Below are 14,877 nucleotides of genomic sequence, written 5' to 3'. Positions count from 1 at the left end.
GGGCTCAGTTATCCGCAACTGCCTTGGCCTGGGCCGCTGCCAGCACCCGCAGCAAGTTACCGCCCCAGATTTTCTCCAGGTCGGCTTCGTTGTAGCCCGCCGCCAGCAGGCGTTCGCTGATGCGTGGCAGTTGCGTCACATCCTCCAGCCCCTCGACCCCGCCACCGCCATCCCAGTCGGCGCCGATGCCCACATGCTCAGGCCCCACCACGTCGAGGATATGCAGCAGGTGCTTCATGTAGTCGTCGAGGGTCGCCCTGGGTTGCGGGTAACGGGCCTCCACCTGGCGGATGCGTTCGGCCAGGTCCGCCACTTGTCCGGGGCTGAGGCTGGCGGCCAGGCGAAACTCGCGGTACAGCGGCCCCAGGGCCTTGGCACGCTCGGGGTTGGGGACGGCGTCGATCAGGTCGCTGGGGAAACTGTTGACCTGCACCACCCCACCCTTGGCCGCCAGCTGGCGCAAGCGCTGGTCATCCAGGTTGCGTGGATGGTGGGTAATCGCCCTGCTGCTGGAATGGGAGGCGATGATCGGCGCCGTGGACAGGGCCAGCACCTGGTCGAATACCTGGTCCGAGGCATGGGACACATCCAGCAGGATGCCCAGGCGATTGGCCGCGCTCACCAACTCGCGTCCGGCGGGGCTCAGGCCCCGCCATTGCGGCAACGCGGTGGCCGAATCGGCGAAATCGTTGTTGGCCGAATGCACCAGCCCCAGCATGCGCAGGCCCAGGCGATGGTAGGTGAGCAGCCGCTGGGGATCGGCCGCCAGGGGCTCGGCGTTCTCCATGCTGATGAACACCACGCGCTGGCCACGGCCGACGATGGCCGGCACATCCTCGGCGCGCAGGGCCAGGGCGAAGTCCTGGGGATGGGCGGCCACCAGGTCGCGGATTCGGGTCAGCACCGCCAGGCCGTGCTCGCTGGCCTGGGTCCGGCCTTCGGCATCGAGCGGCCCCTGGGGCGTGAAGATCGCCCAGAAGCCGCCATCCAGGCCGCCCTCGCGCATCCGTGGCAGATCGACCTGGGACAGGTCGTCCTGGTAGCGATGGCGTTGGCGGATGTCCCAGCCCGGCCGGGCCAGTTGCATCGGGGTGTCGAGGTGGCTGTCGAGTACGGTCAGGCGTTGGTGCAGGGCCGCGGCGGGCTCCTGGGCCAGTGCCCACGAGCTGGCCAGGGCCAGGGTCAGCAAGGATCGGCGCAGCATGGGGCCTCCAGGGCCGGTTGGAAGGACACTCAGGCCCTCAGCCCCAATGGAAGCTGCGGTCCCAGAGGCCGGAAACATCCAGCGGCTGGGGCAACACCCCGGCCTCGTAGAACAGATCGGCCACGTCCTGCTGGGACTTCACCGCCGCATCGTCCACCGGTTGCAGCAAGCGCGGGCCGCTCTGGGCGCGGTATTGGGCCAGGAACACTTCCCGGGGCATGCCGAGTATCTGCGCGCTGCGGGTCGCCCATTCCTCGGGGTGGCTGGCGATCCACTGCCAGGAGCGGTACTCGCGCAGGATGTAGTCGGTGATCGCCGCATGCTTGCGCGGGTCGGCGATGCTCTGCTGGTTGGCGGCGATCACGTAGTTGCCCGACAGGTAGCCTTGCCCGGTCTTGAGCACCCGGGCCCCGGCACGCAACTCGGCCAGCTGGATGAAGTAGCCGAAGCTGACCCAGGCATCCAGGGCGCCGTTCTGGAACGCGGCGAAACCATCCTGCGGGGTCAGGGCCATGGGCACGATGTCGGCGAAACCCAGCCCCTGCTCCTTCAGCGCCTTGAGTAAAAAATAATGGGAACTGGTGGAACGGATGTAGCCGATGCGCTTGCCCTTGAGCTCGGCCACCGACTGCACCGTGGAGCCCTTGGGCACGATGAAGGCCTGGTTGTTGACGTCGCCGGTGAGCACCGCGATCAACTTCACCGGGGCCTGGTTCTTGATGCCGAAGATCGGCGGGATCTCGCTCATCGGCGAGATGTCCAGGGTGCCGCTGACCAGGGCCTCGAAGCTCAGGTTGCCGCCGGTGAACTCGGCGTACTTGACCTGGTAAGGGGGTGGTTCGATACCCGCCTGGGTAAAGAAGCTCGGGGCCGCGCCCTTGTAGGTGGCGACGTTCAAAGTGACCCCGGACCAATCGGTGGCGGCTGCCAGGCCCAGGCGCGGCAAGGCGCCGACCAGGCCGGCAAGGGCCGAGAGTTGCAGGAAACGACGACGCTGCATGCTGGCTGTCCTCAATCGAGAAAATCCGCTTCTTCGCGCAGGATGCGCTCGCGGTAGGGCTGGAAACTGAACCAGCCGCCGAACTCGGTGCCCACCTGGCGCGCCGTGTGGCGGGCCACTTCATGGGGAATGGGCCGGGGCGTACCGGCAGCCTCCGCCAGCAGTTGGGCCTGGGCGGCGTTGTCCATGGCGATGAAGCGCCAGGCCGCCGCCTCGACGGTCTCGCCCACCGTGAGCAGGCCATGGTTCTGCAGGATCAGCGCTTTGTGCCCGTGCAAGGCGGCGGCGATCCGCGCCCCTTCGCTGGCCTCCAGCACCACCCCGGAGAAGTTGTCGAACAGCGCGTGTCGCTCATAGAAGGCGCAGGCATCCTGGGTCAGCGGGTCCAGCAGGCGACCCAGGCTCGACCAGGCCTTGCCGTGCAACGAGTGGGCATGGGCGGCGGCCACCACCTCGGGATGGGCCTGGTGCAGCGCCGCATGAATGGCGAAGGCTGCAAGATTCAACGCGCCCTCGCCTTCGACGACGGCGCCGTCAGGGTCCACCAGCAGCAGGTCGGAGACCCGTACATGGCCGAAATACACCCCCACCGGGTTGACCCAGAAATGCTCCGGGTGCTCCGGGTCGCGCACCGTGATATGCCCGGCCCCGCCCATGTCGAAACCCAACCGGGCGAAGACCCGGAACGCCGCCGCCAGGCTCTGCTTGCGTTGCAATCGCTCGAGCTCGACGCTGGCTTGGCGCGGCGGGTGCTCCCAGCGAAAAACCGTATGCCCATCGCGGGGCAAGTCATACACCGCGGGACGAAAATGTGCGGTCATATCCACTCTCCTTGAAATGCTCATCAATACCCTGCTCCCGCCAGCCCTTCTGCGGTCTCAAGATCCCCGCGCCTGCTACGCAGCCTTCGGCAGCGGCTACACAAACCGCCAGGGGCCCTGTAGCCGCTGCCGAACCCGCGAGGCTGCGAAGAGGCCCGCAGGGCTTTGCCTGGCGATCACCGGAAGACCTAGGCACCGCAGGTTAGTAGCCACGCTGGATCTCCACCGGATTCTCCAGGGGTAAACCATCGCCCCAACGCCGGAGGTTGCGCTCCAGTAGCCGGGCGATATTCAGGTAGACCCCGGGCGAGTTGGCCGAGGTGTGCGGCGACAGGTGAATCCGTGGATGGCGGTAGAACGGATGCCCCTCGGGCAACGGCTCGGGATCAGCCACATCCAGGCTGGCCAGGCCGATGCGCCCGCTGTCCAGGGCCTTGAGCAGCGCCGGCTGATCGATCAGCGCGCCCCGGGCGATATTGATCAGGTGCAGCCCCGGCTTGGCCATGGCCAGCACATCGGCGTCGATCGCCTGGCGGGTCTGCTCGGTCAGCGGCACCGCCAGCAACAGGTGGTCGGCGCGGGAAAACAGTTGCCCCAGGTCGCTCACCGCTTCCACTCCGGGCACCTGCAAAGGCTGCGGCGAACGCCGCAAGGCCAGCACCCGCATGCCCAGGGCCAGGGCCTTGGGCGCCAGCTCCCGGGCAATGCTGCCAAAACCGAACAAGCCCAGGGTGCTGCCGGCCACCGCCGCCAGCGGTCGTTGCTGCCAATGTTCGGCGCGCTCGACCCACACCTGGGGCAATCCCTTGGCGGCGGCGAAGATCGCCGCCAGGACGAACTCGGCGATGCTGGACGCAGTGCAGCCCCGGGCACTGGCCACCGGCAGGTGCTCGAACAGCCAGCGCGGGAAATAATCCAGGCCGGAACTGGCCAGTTGCACGAAACCCAGGCCGAAGGGCCAGCCGGTCGGTGGCTGCGCCGCGTCGCGCAAGTCGGCATGGGGGGCGGCCAGCAGCACCTGGATATCTGCGGGCAAGCCGGCGGGAATGCCCCGGGGCAGGTCCAGCACCTCGATCCCGGGCAGCCACTGGCGCAACTGCCGGTTGAAGTCTGCATCGAGCTGGCTGGCGATGCGCGTCACACCTGGGCTCCACGGCTGGGCAAGGCGAACGCGGCACGCCCCACCGCGCCGAGGATGGCGTCGTTCTGCGGCGTATGGATGCGGCTGCACAGCACATCGCGATAGTGGCGCTCGATGGGATTGCCCCGGGCCAGCCCCGGGTTGCCGATGGCCTCGATCCCCAACTCCACCGCACTGATGGCGTTGCTGGTGACCAGGTACTTGACCTGGGTGGCCTCGCTGGCGGCGATCCGCCCTTCGGCGGCGGCGTCGAGCAGTACCCGGTTGTTCAGCAACAAGGCATCGATACGCCCGATCAGTTCCTGGAAACGCGGCAGGCTCGACAGCGGCGCGCCGAGGTTGGCCGGGGCCCGTTGAGCGAGCCAGCCCAGCAACCAGTCGCGGGCGGCGCGGGCCACCGCGTCGTAGATCGCCGACAGCAAGACCGCCAGCCAGAGCACGCCCTTGCTGTCCAGCTCCGAAGGTCGCGGGGCGTTGGCCGGCTGGATGTCCACCGCCTGTTCCAGGGGCACGAACACCTCGTCGAAGATCACATCGTGGCTGCCGGTGGCACGCATGCCCAGATGGTCCCAGGTTTCCTCGATGCGGATGCCCGGGCTGTCACGGTGTACCAACCAAGTACCCACGCGGGGCTCGGGCTCGTCGCTGCGGGCCCACACCGCCAGCCAGGTCAGCCCGGGAATGCCGGTGGAGTAGATCTTGCGACCGCTGAGCGACCAGCCGCCCTCGACCCGCCGCGCCAGGGTCGCCGGCAGGCCGCCACGAGCGGGAGTGCCCAGGTCCGGCTCAACCCGCAATGCATTGATCAACGCCCCATCCTGCACCGCTTCGCGGGCCACTTGCTGGCGCAGGTGCAGGGGCCAGGCGGTGTTCTGCTGCAGGCGCGTGTGCTGCAGATACTGCATCACCAGCACCAGGGCGGTGGAAGGTTCGCCCTGGGCCACGGCGCCGATCACCCGCCGCGCCTGGGCCAGGGTCGCCTCGCTGCCGCCCAGGGCCCGGGGTACGGTCAAGGCCAGCAGACCATGCTGGTGCAGGCGTTGCAGGTTGGCATGGGGAAACTCGCTGTGGCGATCATAGTGGGCCGCCGTGGCGGCAAACTCCTCGCTCAACTGCTGCAGCAGGTCGGCGAACGCTACGGAGTCCAGCTCAAGGGGCGCCGCAGTGGCGATGGATGGTTCGGTGCAAAGGCTCATCGGCTGGCAATCCTGCTCAGGGGTGGGGCAACAAGGGAGGCCGGCTCGGCCTCGGTTTCGACGCCCAGTAATTGCAGCAACTGCCCACGCAGTTGCTGGAACCCGGGAAGGCCGGCCTGGCGCGGGCGCGGCAGGCGGATCGGCAGTTGTTCGGCAATGCGCCCGTTGGCCAGCACCAGCACGCGGTCGGCCAACAGCAGCGCTTCATCGACATCGTGGGTCACCAGCAGCACCGCCGGGGCATGGGCCTGCCACAGGCGGATGATCAACCGATGCATGCGGATCCGCGTCAGCGCGTCGAGGGCGGCAAAGGGTTCGTCCAGCAACAACAGCTGCGGCTCACGCACCAGGGCCCGGGCCAGGGCCACACGCTGGGCCTCGCCACCGGACAAGGTGCCGGGCCAGGCCGCCAGGCGATGGGCCAGGCCCACTTCCTCCAGCGCCGCCTGGGCCCGCTGGCGCACCTGCTCGCCACGCACGCCGAGGGCGACGTTGCGCCAAACGCGCTTCCAGGGCATCAAGCGTGGCTCCTGGAACACCGCAGCCATGGCCGTCGGTACCTGCAAGCGCCCGGCGTCGATGGGTTCCAGGCCGGCCAGGGCGCGCAGCAAAGTGGTCTTGCCCGAGCCGCTGCGGCCCAGCAAGGCGACGAACTCTCCCGGGGCGATGTCCAGGTCCAGTTCGTCGAGCACCGCTTGCCCGGCGAAGCGCCGGGTGATGCCACGGCCTTCGACAGCGGCCGGCGAATGGCCAGCAGCAGTCGGGCTCGGTGGCGAAGATGACAGGTGCATGGCTCAACTCCTGATGAAAATCGGCCGCCAGGCCAGGGCGAAACGTTCAAGGCCCCGTACCAGGGCATCGATGCCCAGGCCGAGCACGCTGTAGACCAGCAGGCAGATCACGATCACGTCGGTGCGCATGAAGTCCCGGGCGTCGTTGACCAGGTAGCCGATGCCGGCGCTGGCGTTGATCTGCTCCACCACCACCAGGCCCAGCCAGCTGATGCCGAAGGCATAGCGCAGGCCAACGAAGAACGCCGGCAGGGCCCCGGGCAGGATCACGTGGACGATCAGTTCCCAGCGCTTGAGGCCCAGCAGGGTCGCGGCTTCCACAAGCTTGGGATCGAGGCTGCGGATGCCGGAGAACAGCGTGAGGTAGATGGGAAAGGTGGTGCCCAGGGCGATCAGGGCGATCTTGGGCGTCTCGCCGACCCCGAACCAGAGGATGAACAGCGGCACGATGGCCAGGAACGGCAAGGTACGCAGCATCTGCATCGGCGAATCGATGGCCAGCTCGCCACCGCGTGACAGGCCAGCCAACAGGGCGAGCAGCGTACCGAGGCTGACGCCGATGGCCAGGCCAGCGAAAGCCCGCTTGAGGGACACCCACAGATGTCCGCCCAGTTCACCGCTGCCCAGCATCTGCCACAGGGTGGCACCGATGGTGCTGGGGGCGGCGATGACTCGCGCCGGCAACAACCCGGTGCGCGCGGCCAGCTCCCACAGCAAGAGCAGCAGCAAGGGGCTGGCCAGGCGTAGCAGCAGCTGCACCAGGGCCCGATATCCAGGGCTTGCGGTCCAATGGCCGAAGACTTTGAGCGGGGCTTGCTCAGGCATTTCAACATCCCTATTTCAGCGCGTTCGAATCCCATGCTAACTACATAAAAAACGTCCGTGAAATTCGTTTTGGTTCTAAATTAATATACAAAAATTGCATTAACTGACAATCAATATATGCAATTAACTTTAATATCGGCGAGCTGTCCACGCCATTCAGGACGGTGACTGGCCGACACGGGCGGCCACCATTTCGCCGAACATGCTCACCGGCTCCTGGAGGTTGCCGAGGAAGCGCGGATGGATCAGCCAGAGGTCGATCACCGGCTTGAAATCACTGACCGGCACTATCTCCAGCTTGTCCCGGTGGCTGCTGTTTTCCAACAACGGCAGCGGCACCAGGCCATACCCCAGGCCATTGGCGATCAGCCCCAGTTGCAGCTCGGTGCCGAAGGTCTCCAGGTTGATCTGCAGCGACAGGCCCTGGGCACTCAGGGCCCGTTGCAGTCCGGCGCGGAAACCACAGCCATCGGGATTGAGCACCCAGCCGCGCTGGTAACAATCGGCAAGCTTGCACGAGCGCTTGCGTGCTTCGCCCCGAGCCGCCACGACCACCAGGCTCATGCTGGCCAGGGAACGCCCCACCACCGCCTCGGGAAACACCTTGCCGGCAGGGAACAGCGCGGCCACCACATCCAGCTCGCCGTTCTCGACCTTGCCCAGCAGGTGGCTGCCCCAACCGGTGGCCACCGAGGTCTGCAACTGCGGGTAGAGGGCCTTCAATTGGCTCAGGGCATCGAGCAGCACCACATCGCCGATGGTCTGTGGCACGCCGATGCGCAGGGCGCCGCTGGGAGCGCCGTCACTGGCCACCAGCTCGTTCAGCGCATCGATGCTGCGCAGCACTTCCAGGCATTGGCCATACACCCGGAGGCCCATGCTGGTGGGCTTGAGCGGCTTGGTATTGCGATCGAGCAGCTCGACCCCGAGCGCCTCCTCGAAGTTCTGCACCCGGCGGGTGATGGCCGGCTGGGTCAGTTGCAGGGCGTCGGCGGCCTGGCTGATGGTCTGGCAGCGGATCACCGCCACGAATGCGTTCAGATCATCTATCTTCATTCTTTTTTCGCATAATAAATGACTGGAAAAATGTTCGATAAGAATAATACCTTTTAGCTCGACCGTGTAGTTCGTGTCGCTCGTCCTGTGTCCACGGAGGGAATCCATGCCCCACAACGCCTCGACCGTCTCCATCGCCTCACCCAACCTGGCCCGCCTGCGCGGCTTCATCGGCGAGTTGGCCGAATTGCTCGACAGTCATCCCGACGAAGCCCGGGTCCTGGACCAGGGCGCGGCTTTGCTGCAACGCCTGGTGAGCCAGGACGACTGGCTGCCCGACGCCTTCGCCCAGGCCGATCCGCAGCGCTACCAGCAATTCCTGCTGCACGTCGACTCGCGCCAACGCTTCTGCGTCGTCAGCTTCGTCTGGGGCCCGGGCCAACGCACGCCGATTCATGACCACCGCACCTGGGGCCTGATCGGCATGCTGCGCGGCGCCGAGGACTCCCAGGGCTTCGAGCGCCTGGCCGGCGGCCGCCTGCAACCTGCCGGGGCACCGGTGCGCCTGGTGCCGGGCCAGGTGGAAGCGGTGTCACCGAATATTGGCGATATCCACCAGGTGACCAACGCCCATGCCGACCGGGTGTCCATCAGCATCCATGTCTACGGTGCCAACATCGGCGCGGTGCGGCGTGGGGTGCACGACCTGGACGGTCACGAGAAGCTCTTCATCTCCGGCTATTCCAATACCTTGCTGCCCAACCTCTGGGACCTGTCGAAGGAGCCCCTGCAATGACCGATTTCCCGACCCGCAGCCCGGCACAGATTCGCCAGGCCCTGCTCGAACGCCAGGAGCTGGCCCTGGTGGACGTGCGTGAAGAAGCGCCCTTCGCCGAAGCCCATCCGCTGTTCGCCGCCAATATCCCGCTGTCGAAACTGGAGTTGGAGGTGTATGCGCGCATCCCCAGGCGCGATACCGCCATCACCCTCTACGACCAGGGCGAAGGTCTGGCCGAACGCGCTGCGACCCGCCTGCGGCAACTGGGCTACAGCGATGTCGCCTTGCTTGCGGGCGGCCTCGACGGTTGGCGCAACGCCGGTGGCGAGTTGTTCAAGGACGTCAACGTACCGAGCAAGGCCTTTGGCGAACTGGTGGAGGCCGAGCGCCACACGCCATCGCTGGCCGCCGAGGAGTTGCAGGCCTTGCTCGATCAACAAGCCGACCTGGTGGTGCTCGACGCCCGGCGCTTCGACGAGTACCAGACCATGAGCATCCCTGGCAGTACCAGCGTGCCCGGGGCCGAGCTGGTGCTGCGGGTCCGCGAACTGGCGCCCGATCCGCAAACCCGGGTGGTGGTCAACTGCGCCGGACGCACCCGCAGCATCATCGGCACCCAATCGCTGGTGAACGCAGGTATTCCCAACCCGGTGGCGGCCCTGCGCAACGGCACCATCGGCTGGACACTCGCCGGCCAGGCCCTGGAACACGGCCAGCAGCGGCGCTTCAGCGCACACGTCGGCGCCCATCGCGCGCAAGCCCAGGCCGCGGCCCGGGCGGTGGCCGATCGGGCCGACGTGGCGCGCATCGACCTGGCCCAGTGGCGCCGCTGGCAGGCCGAACCCCAGCGCACCAGCTACCTGTTCGATGTGCGCAGCCCGGAAGAATTCGCCGCCGGCCACCTGCCCGCTGCCCGCTCCACCCCAGGCGGCCAGCTGGTGCAGGAGACCGACCATTTCGCCAGCGTGCGCGGCGCGCGCCTGGTGCTGGTGGACGACGATGGCGTGCGGGCCAACATGAGCGCTTCCTGGCTGGCGCAGATGGGCTGGCAAGTGGCCGTGCTCGACGGCTTGCGGGGCAGCGATTTCAGCGTGCGCGGGGCGTGGCAGGCGCCGTTGCCGGACAGCCCGGCGGTCGAGGAAATCAGTCCGCGGACCCTGGCCGACTGGCTGCGCGAGCCCGGCACCCTGGTGCTGGACGTCACTGCCAGCGCCAACCATGTACAACGCCATATCCCTGGTGCCTGGTGGGTCTTGCCCAGCCAACTGGCCCAGGCCCTGGAGCAACTGCCGCCGCCCGAGCGCTTCGTCCTCACCTGCGGCAGCAGCCTGCTGGCGCGCTTCGTCGCCCCGCATTTGCAGGCCCTGGCCCAACGCCCGGTGTTCGTTCTCAGCGGCGGCACCAGTGCCTGGATCGAAGCCGGGCTGCCCGTGGAGCAAGGCCAGCAGCGCCTGGCCTCGCCTCGCATCGATCGCTACCGGCGCCCTTATGAGGGCACCGACAATCCCCGGGACGCCATGCAGGCCTACCTGGACTGGGAGTTCGGCCTGGTGGCGCAGCTGGGACGCGATGGCACCCATGGGTTCTTCGTGATCTGAAGGCAGCCAACGGCTTGTCGGCACGGGTCGACAAGCCGTTGCGGGGGGCTGTTGGGCGCCTGGAAAGTGCCATCAAATGGCCAAGTGACAAATAGCAATAATTCTCGATATCATTCGCGACCTCCTGCCCAACGCGTCGTCAAGAAGGATATCCATGTCTCGCTCCAAGCCCGACTCTGCTTCGGTGGACTCAGTTCGCGGGTTCTATGCGGATATCCTGCATTTCCTGCGCAAGCGCACGGACAACGCCAGCGACGCGGCGGACATGACCCAGGACGTATTCACCCAGTGGCTCGACTACCGTGATCGGGCCCAGGTGGAACAGCCCCGGGCCTTCCTGTTCCAGATGGCACGCAACCTGTTGCGTGACCATTGGCGGCGCCAGCAGGTGCGCTCCAAGGCGCACCAGGAGGCCCATCCCGAAGAAAGCTTCGACAACGAGCCCCTGGCCGACGAACGGCATGAGCCGCTGCCCGCCGCCCAGCGCCTGCAACGCCTGGAACAATTGAAGGAAGTCCTTGCCCAGCTCTCGCCGCGCCGCCGCGAAGCCCTTATGCTGCACCGCTTCGAAGGGCTGAGCCAGGCGCAGATTGCCGAGCGCATGGGGATTTCCATCAGCATGGTGGAAAAACACATCGCCTTTGCCCTGCTGCACTGCAAGCAGCACCTACAACGAGAAAACGGCAAGGAGCTGCCTGAATGACCCGCTTTCCCGGCCGCCACGACGACAACGACAGCGAGCAGATCGATGTCGAGGCCGCCAGTTGGTTCGCCCGTAACCGCAACGACCCGGATCGCGCCAGCCGCAAGGCCTTCGATGCCTGGATGGCACATCCGGCCCATGCCCGGGCCTATGCCGAATTCGAAGAACTCTGGGTCGACCTGGCGCAGTTGCAGCAACTGAGCCGTCCGATCCCCCTGCCCCGGCGCAAGTCACCGACCTGGCGCCCGGCCCTGGCAGCGGCCGCCGCCGTGCTGTGCGCGGTGCTGGCGCTCAACCTGGGAACCTCCCCGGCTCCCCATGTCCAGCAGATCGCGGCCCAGGAACACGGGGCCCGGGCTTTCAAGTTGCCCGATGGCAGCACTTTGTATGTGAATGCCAACACCCGGGTGAAGGTCGACTTCAGTGCGCAGCAGCGCGATGTCTACTTGCAACAGGGCCAGCTGTACCTGGAGGTGGCCGCCGACAAGGAGCGTCCGTTGTGGGTCCACAGCGGTGCAGCCAAGGTGCGGGTGGTGGGTACCGCCTTCGACGTGCGGCGCGGCCAGCACCAGCTGGTGGTCAGCGTCGCCCATGGCCAGGTGGCCTTCAGCCCCGACGGCCGGACCGACGACCTGGCACTGCTGGGCGCTCGGCAACGAGCCATCTACGACTTGCAGAAGGGCACCCTGCGTCAGCAGACCCTGGACAACGATGACGTGGCCGACTGGCGTACCGGGCACCTGGCCTTTCGCAACCGCGACCTGGCCAGCCTGGTGGACGAGCTGAACCTTTACCGCCGCCAGCCGGTGCAACTGGCCGAAGGTCCACTGGGTGCATACAAGGTTTCCGGCAACCTGGACGTCAACGATCCGGATGCGCTGATCAAGGCCCTGCCCGCGCTGATACCGGTTAAAACCGTGACCCTGGCCGATGGCCAGGTGAAGATCGAAGCCCGTTGAATGCGATACATGAGAATATTTTTCATTTGCATATGAGGTTTTTTTTCACTGCCCCGTCTTCCTCCCGTCTGCGATTTGTCCGCAGCGCTTTTCTGGCCTTTAAGCCGCTCTGGGGGAAGTCATGTTTCGCGCGCTCTTGCCTGTTCCGTTAGTCCGTACCCGCCCGACCCTGCTGGCCGCCTGCCTGGCCTTCAGCCTGCAGGCCCATGCCGGATCACTCCATTTCCAGTTGCCGGCGCAGCCCCTGGCCGCGTCCCTGAGCCAGATCGCCCAGCAAGCGAAAATCCAGCTGCTGTTCGACGAGCAACTGCTGCGTAACGCCAAGGCGCCAGCCCTGCAAGGCGACTACAGCCCGGAAGAGGCGATCCGCCAGTTGCTGCGCAATGGCCAGTTCAGCCTGGTCAAAGTCGACAACACCTATATCGTGCGCCCTGCCGAAACCAGCCAGAGCAGCGGCTCGGCCTTGCAACTGGGGGCCATGAGCGTGATCGGCAACGGCTCGGTGGTGGACTCCTCCAGCGTCGGCCGCTCGACCCTGAACCAGGCGGAGATCGATCGCCACCAGGCCAACAACGTGGTCAGCCTGATCGATACCCTGCCCGGCGTGAGCCTGGGCGGCTCGCTGAAACCGGGTGGCCAGACCATCAATATCTGGGGCCTGGGAGACGCCGAGGATGTGCCGATCACCGTCGACGGCGCCACCAAGAGCGGTTTCGAGCGCTACCAGCAAGGGGTGATCTTCATCGAGCCGGAACTGATCCGCCGGGTCGAGGTGGAAAAGGGCCCGCACTCGCCCAAGACCGGCAACGGCGGCTTCGGCGGCACCGTGCACACCGAGACCAAAGACGCCCCGGACCTGTTGCAGGACGGACGCAATGTCGGTGCCATGGTCAAGTACGGCTACAGCAGCAACGACCATCAGCAGGCCTACACCTCTGCGGTCTATGGCCGCACCGACGATCATCGCTTCGATGCCCTGGCCTACTGGACCAAACGCGATGGCGACGACATGAAGCTGGCCAGCTCGATCCCCGATCCGCGCAACCAGTACCTGGTCAACCCCAAGCGCCTGCCCAATACCGCCCAGGACCTGGACGGCCAGCTATTCAAGCTCAACATGCAACTGACCGACGAGCAGCGCCTGGGCTTCACCTACAGCAGCTCCGACAGCGATATCTGGGCGCCCTTCTCGGCCAAGAACTACCCGGAGCCGCCAAGCAAGGCCAACATCGACAAGTACGGCTATGACGGCGCCACCAAGCGCTACCTGGCCCAGCGCAACACCATAGACACCACCTGGCTGACCAAGTACGAGTACCAGCCGGTGGACAACCCCTGGGTCGACCTCAAGGTCCAGTATTCCAACTCCAAGACCGATCAGACCGACGAACGCGGCCCGACCGCCTTCTATCAACCGGTCACCGGCGGGCGCAAGATCACCGTGGGCTACGAGGACAAGATCCTCGAAGTGACCAACATCAGCCGCTTCAGCACCGGTCCTCTGGACCACGCCTTGACTCTCGGCAGCCAGATCCGCAAGCACACCCGCAAGGTGGACATGTGGATGCCGGGCAAGACCTATGAAGTGCCCAAGTACAACTACGGCCACTACCAGCCGGGGTTCATGCCCCATGGCAAGGTCGACAACAACGCCTTCTACATTCAGGACGCGGTGACCCTAGGGGACTTCACCCTGACCCCGTCGCTACGCTATGACCATGTGCGCAACCGTGGCCAGGAAAACGACGCGCCGCTGTACAACAGCACCAACCCCAAGGACGGCCATGACTATGGCGACAAGACCTACACCGGCTGGTCGCCACGACTCTCGGCGTACTGGAACGTCAACCCGAACCTGGCGCTGTTCGCCGACTACAGCAAGACCTGGCGCGCGCCAGTGATCGACGAACAGTACGAAGTGCAGGCCCCCGGCAGCACCCGCTCGGCCACCAGCCGCAACCTGGACCCGGAACGCATCACCGCGCTGCGGGCGGGAACCATCCACAACTTCTCCAAGCTGCTGACCGACAACGACAGCGCGCAGATCCGCACCACGGTGTTCCAGAACAAGATCAGCGACGAGATTCTCAAGGCCACCGGGATCGGCTGCGCGGAACAATTGAGCACCGGCAAGAGCATCGCCCAGGTGTGCAAGGAGTCGCCGATGTCGGTGTATCGCAATATCGGCGACCTGACCATCAAGGGCTTCGAAGTCGAAAGCTACTACGACTCCACCTACCTATTCGGCGCCCTGTCCTATTCGTGGATCACCGGCAAGCACCAGGGCGCCTACACCAACCCCTGGGGGCCGAACGTCTGGGCCCGGGACATTCCGCCGCGCAAATGGGTGGCGACCCTGGGCCTGAAGATTCCCCAGTGGGATGCCCAGGTGGGCTGGCAGGGCCAATGGGTGCGCCAGACCGACCGCCTGCCCAGCGACAAGTACCCCAGCGGCCCGGCCAGCGACTTGGGCGACTCCTACTGGAACCAGTACGGCAACGACCGCTACAACGTGCACGGGCTGTTCGCCAACTGGAAACCCCAGCAGGCCTACCTCAAGGGCACCGAAGTCAACTTCACCCTGGACAACATGTTCAACCGCGACTACCGCCCGCCGCTCAGTGGCGACAACGCCTACAGCCTGGGGCGCAACGCCAAGATCAGCGTGACGCGGTTCTTCTGAAGGCCTTCGCCTGGCACAGCACGCTGCGCCAGGCGAAGCACCACCGATGTATTGCAAACCTTTAGCTTCGCCCTCCCACTGGCCCTCCCTGGGCTAGGATCGACCTCCCCCCTGAAAACCGTTGGAATGCCTTTGGGCGCTTTCAGCCAACGCTCCATTGATCTCGTACGAATATTATCGTA

General features: G+C 66.0%; 13 protein-coding genes. 5 read left to right on the top strand and 8 right to left on the bottom strand.

What is annotated here, in order from left to right:
- Positions 1-4: 4 nt before the first annotated feature.
- The 8 genes from GDH07_RS05430 to GDH07_RS05395 form a co-directional block, all read right to left on the bottom strand.
- Positions 5-1,204 carry a dipeptidase gene (locus GDH07_RS05430; RefSeq protein WP_152896863.1) on the bottom strand — a complete coding sequence of 400 codons (1,200 nt, stop codon included), beginning with the start codon at positions 1,202-1,204 and terminating at the stop codon, positions 5-7.
- A 37-nt stretch (positions 1,205-1,241) separates the two neighbouring features.
- Complete coding sequence (locus GDH07_RS05425; protein WP_152896862.1) at positions 1,242-2,204, bottom strand: ABC transporter substrate-binding protein; 963 nt, start codon at positions 2,202-2,204, stop codon at positions 1,242-1,244.
- Positions 2,205-2,215: 11 nt separating this feature from the next.
- On the bottom strand, positions 2,216-3,025 hold the full coding sequence (locus GDH07_RS05420; protein WP_053135410.1) for a class II aldolase/adducin family protein: 810 nt from the start codon (positions 3,023-3,025) through the stop codon (positions 2,216-2,218).
- Between the two features lie 202 nt (positions 3,026-3,227).
- Entirely contained in the window at positions 3,228-4,166 is a 939-nt protein-coding gene (locus GDH07_RS05415; protein WP_343038173.1) for a D-isomer specific 2-hydroxyacid dehydrogenase family protein, read from the bottom strand.
- Positions 4,163-5,362 carry an acyl-CoA dehydrogenase family protein gene (locus GDH07_RS05410; RefSeq protein ID WP_152896861.1) on the bottom strand — a complete coding sequence of 400 codons (1,200 nt, stop codon included), beginning with the start codon at positions 5,360-5,362 and terminating at the stop codon, positions 4,163-4,165. Before GDH07_RS05410 ends, GDH07_RS05415 begins: the two co-directional genes overlap by 4 nt.
- Positions 5,359-6,153: an ABC transporter ATP-binding protein gene (locus GDH07_RS05405; RefSeq protein ID WP_053135420.1), complete on the bottom strand. Its 795-nt coding sequence runs from the start codon at positions 6,151-6,153 to the stop codon at positions 5,359-5,361. The genes GDH07_RS05410 and GDH07_RS05405 overlap by 4 nt, the downstream gene beginning before the upstream one ends.
- 3 nt (positions 6,154-6,156) lie before the next feature.
- Positions 6,157-6,978 carry an ABC transporter permease gene (locus GDH07_RS05400; RefSeq protein ID WP_152896860.1) on the bottom strand — a complete coding sequence of 274 codons (822 nt, stop codon included), beginning with the start codon at positions 6,976-6,978 and terminating at the stop codon, positions 6,157-6,159.
- A 156-nt stretch (positions 6,979-7,134) separates the two neighbouring features.
- A complete protein-coding gene (locus GDH07_RS05395; protein ID WP_022642800.1) occupies positions 7,135-8,034 on the bottom strand; it encodes a LysR family transcriptional regulator in 900 nt (299 codons plus the stop codon).
- A 106-nt stretch (positions 8,035-8,140) separates the two neighbouring features.
- On the opposite strand from GDH07_RS05395, the gene GDH07_RS05390 reads away from it, so the two are divergent.
- The 5 genes from GDH07_RS05390 to GDH07_RS05370 all read left to right on the top strand — a co-directional run bounded on the left by GDH07_RS05390 (position 8,141) and on the right by GDH07_RS05370 (position 14,695).
- Positions 8,141-8,770 (top strand): cysteine dioxygenase family protein, encoded by a 630-nt coding sequence (locus tag GDH07_RS05390; RefSeq protein WP_152896859.1) that lies wholly within the window; start codon positions 8,141-8,143, stop codon positions 8,768-8,770.
- Entirely contained in the window at positions 8,767-10,350 is a 1,584-nt protein-coding gene (locus GDH07_RS05385) for a rhodanese-related sulfurtransferase (protein ID WP_152896858.1), read from the top strand. Before GDH07_RS05390 ends, GDH07_RS05385 begins: the two co-directional genes overlap by 4 nt.
- A 154-nt stretch (positions 10,351-10,504) precedes the next feature.
- Complete coding sequence (locus GDH07_RS05380; RefSeq protein ID WP_022642796.1) at positions 10,505-11,053, top strand: RNA polymerase sigma factor; 549 nt, start codon at positions 10,505-10,507, stop codon at positions 11,051-11,053.
- On the top strand, positions 11,050-12,012 hold the full coding sequence (locus GDH07_RS05375; protein WP_152896857.1) for a FecR family protein: 963 nt from the start codon (positions 11,050-11,052) through the stop codon (positions 12,010-12,012). Before GDH07_RS05380 ends, GDH07_RS05375 begins: the two co-directional genes overlap by 4 nt.
- A gap of 121 nt (positions 12,013-12,133) precedes the next feature.
- On the top strand, positions 12,134-14,695 hold the full coding sequence (locus GDH07_RS05370) for a TonB-dependent receptor (protein WP_152896856.1): 2,562 nt from the start codon (positions 12,134-12,136) through the stop codon (positions 14,693-14,695).
- Positions 14,696-14,877: the final 182 nt, after the last annotated feature.

This window comes from Pseudomonas piscis (assembly GCF_009380155.1).
Taxonomy (GTDB): Bacteria; Pseudomonadota; Gammaproteobacteria; order Pseudomonadales; family Pseudomonadaceae; genus Aquipseudomonas; species Aquipseudomonas piscis.
The sequence above is the reverse complement of the archived record's forward strand: the minus strand, read 5'-3'. Positions and strand labels throughout refer to the sequence as shown.

What these genes read in the sequence shown, in the direction of transcription:
- GDH07_RS05430 (WP_152896863.1), bottom strand. Translation starts at nt 1,204, where the DNA reads ATGCTGCGCCGATCCTTGCTGACCCTGGCCCTGGCCAGCTCGTGGGCA.
- GDH07_RS05425 (WP_152896862.1), bottom strand. Translation starts at nt 2,204, where the DNA reads ATGCAGCGTCGTCGTTTCCTGCAACTCTCGGCCCTTGCCGGCCTGGTC.
- GDH07_RS05420 (WP_053135410.1), bottom strand. Translation starts at nt 3,025, where the DNA reads ATGACCGCACATTTTCGTCCCGCGGTGTATGACTTGCCCCGCGATGGG.
- GDH07_RS05410 (WP_152896861.1), bottom strand. Translation starts at nt 5,362, where the DNA reads ATGAGCCTTTGCACCGAACCATCCATCGCCACTGCGGCGCCCCTTGAG.
- GDH07_RS05405 (WP_053135420.1), bottom strand. Translation starts at nt 6,153, where the DNA reads ATGCACCTGTCATCTTCGCCACCGAGCCCGACTGCTGCTGGCCATTCG.
- GDH07_RS05400 (WP_152896860.1), bottom strand. Translation starts at nt 6,978, where the DNA reads ATGCCTGAGCAAGCCCCGCTCAAAGTCTTCGGCCATTGGACCGCAAGC.
- GDH07_RS05395 (WP_022642800.1), bottom strand. Translation starts at nt 8,034, where the DNA reads ATGAAGATAGATGATCTGAACGCATTCGTGGCGGTGATCCGCTGCCAG.
- GDH07_RS05390 (WP_152896859.1), top strand. Translation starts at nt 8,141, where the DNA reads ATGCCCCACAACGCCTCGACCGTCTCCATCGCCTCACCCAACCTGGCC.
- GDH07_RS05385 (WP_152896858.1), top strand. Translation starts at nt 8,767, where the DNA reads ATGACCGATTTCCCGACCCGCAGCCCGGCACAGATTCGCCAGGCCCTG.
- GDH07_RS05380 (WP_022642796.1), top strand. Translation starts at nt 10,505, where the DNA reads ATGTCTCGCTCCAAGCCCGACTCTGCTTCGGTGGACTCAGTTCGCGGG.
- GDH07_RS05375 (WP_152896857.1), top strand. Translation starts at nt 11,050, where the DNA reads ATGACCCGCTTTCCCGGCCGCCACGACGACAACGACAGCGAGCAGATC.
- GDH07_RS05370 (WP_152896856.1), top strand. Translation starts at nt 12,134, where the DNA reads ATGTTTCGCGCGCTCTTGCCTGTTCCGTTAGTCCGTACCCGCCCGACC.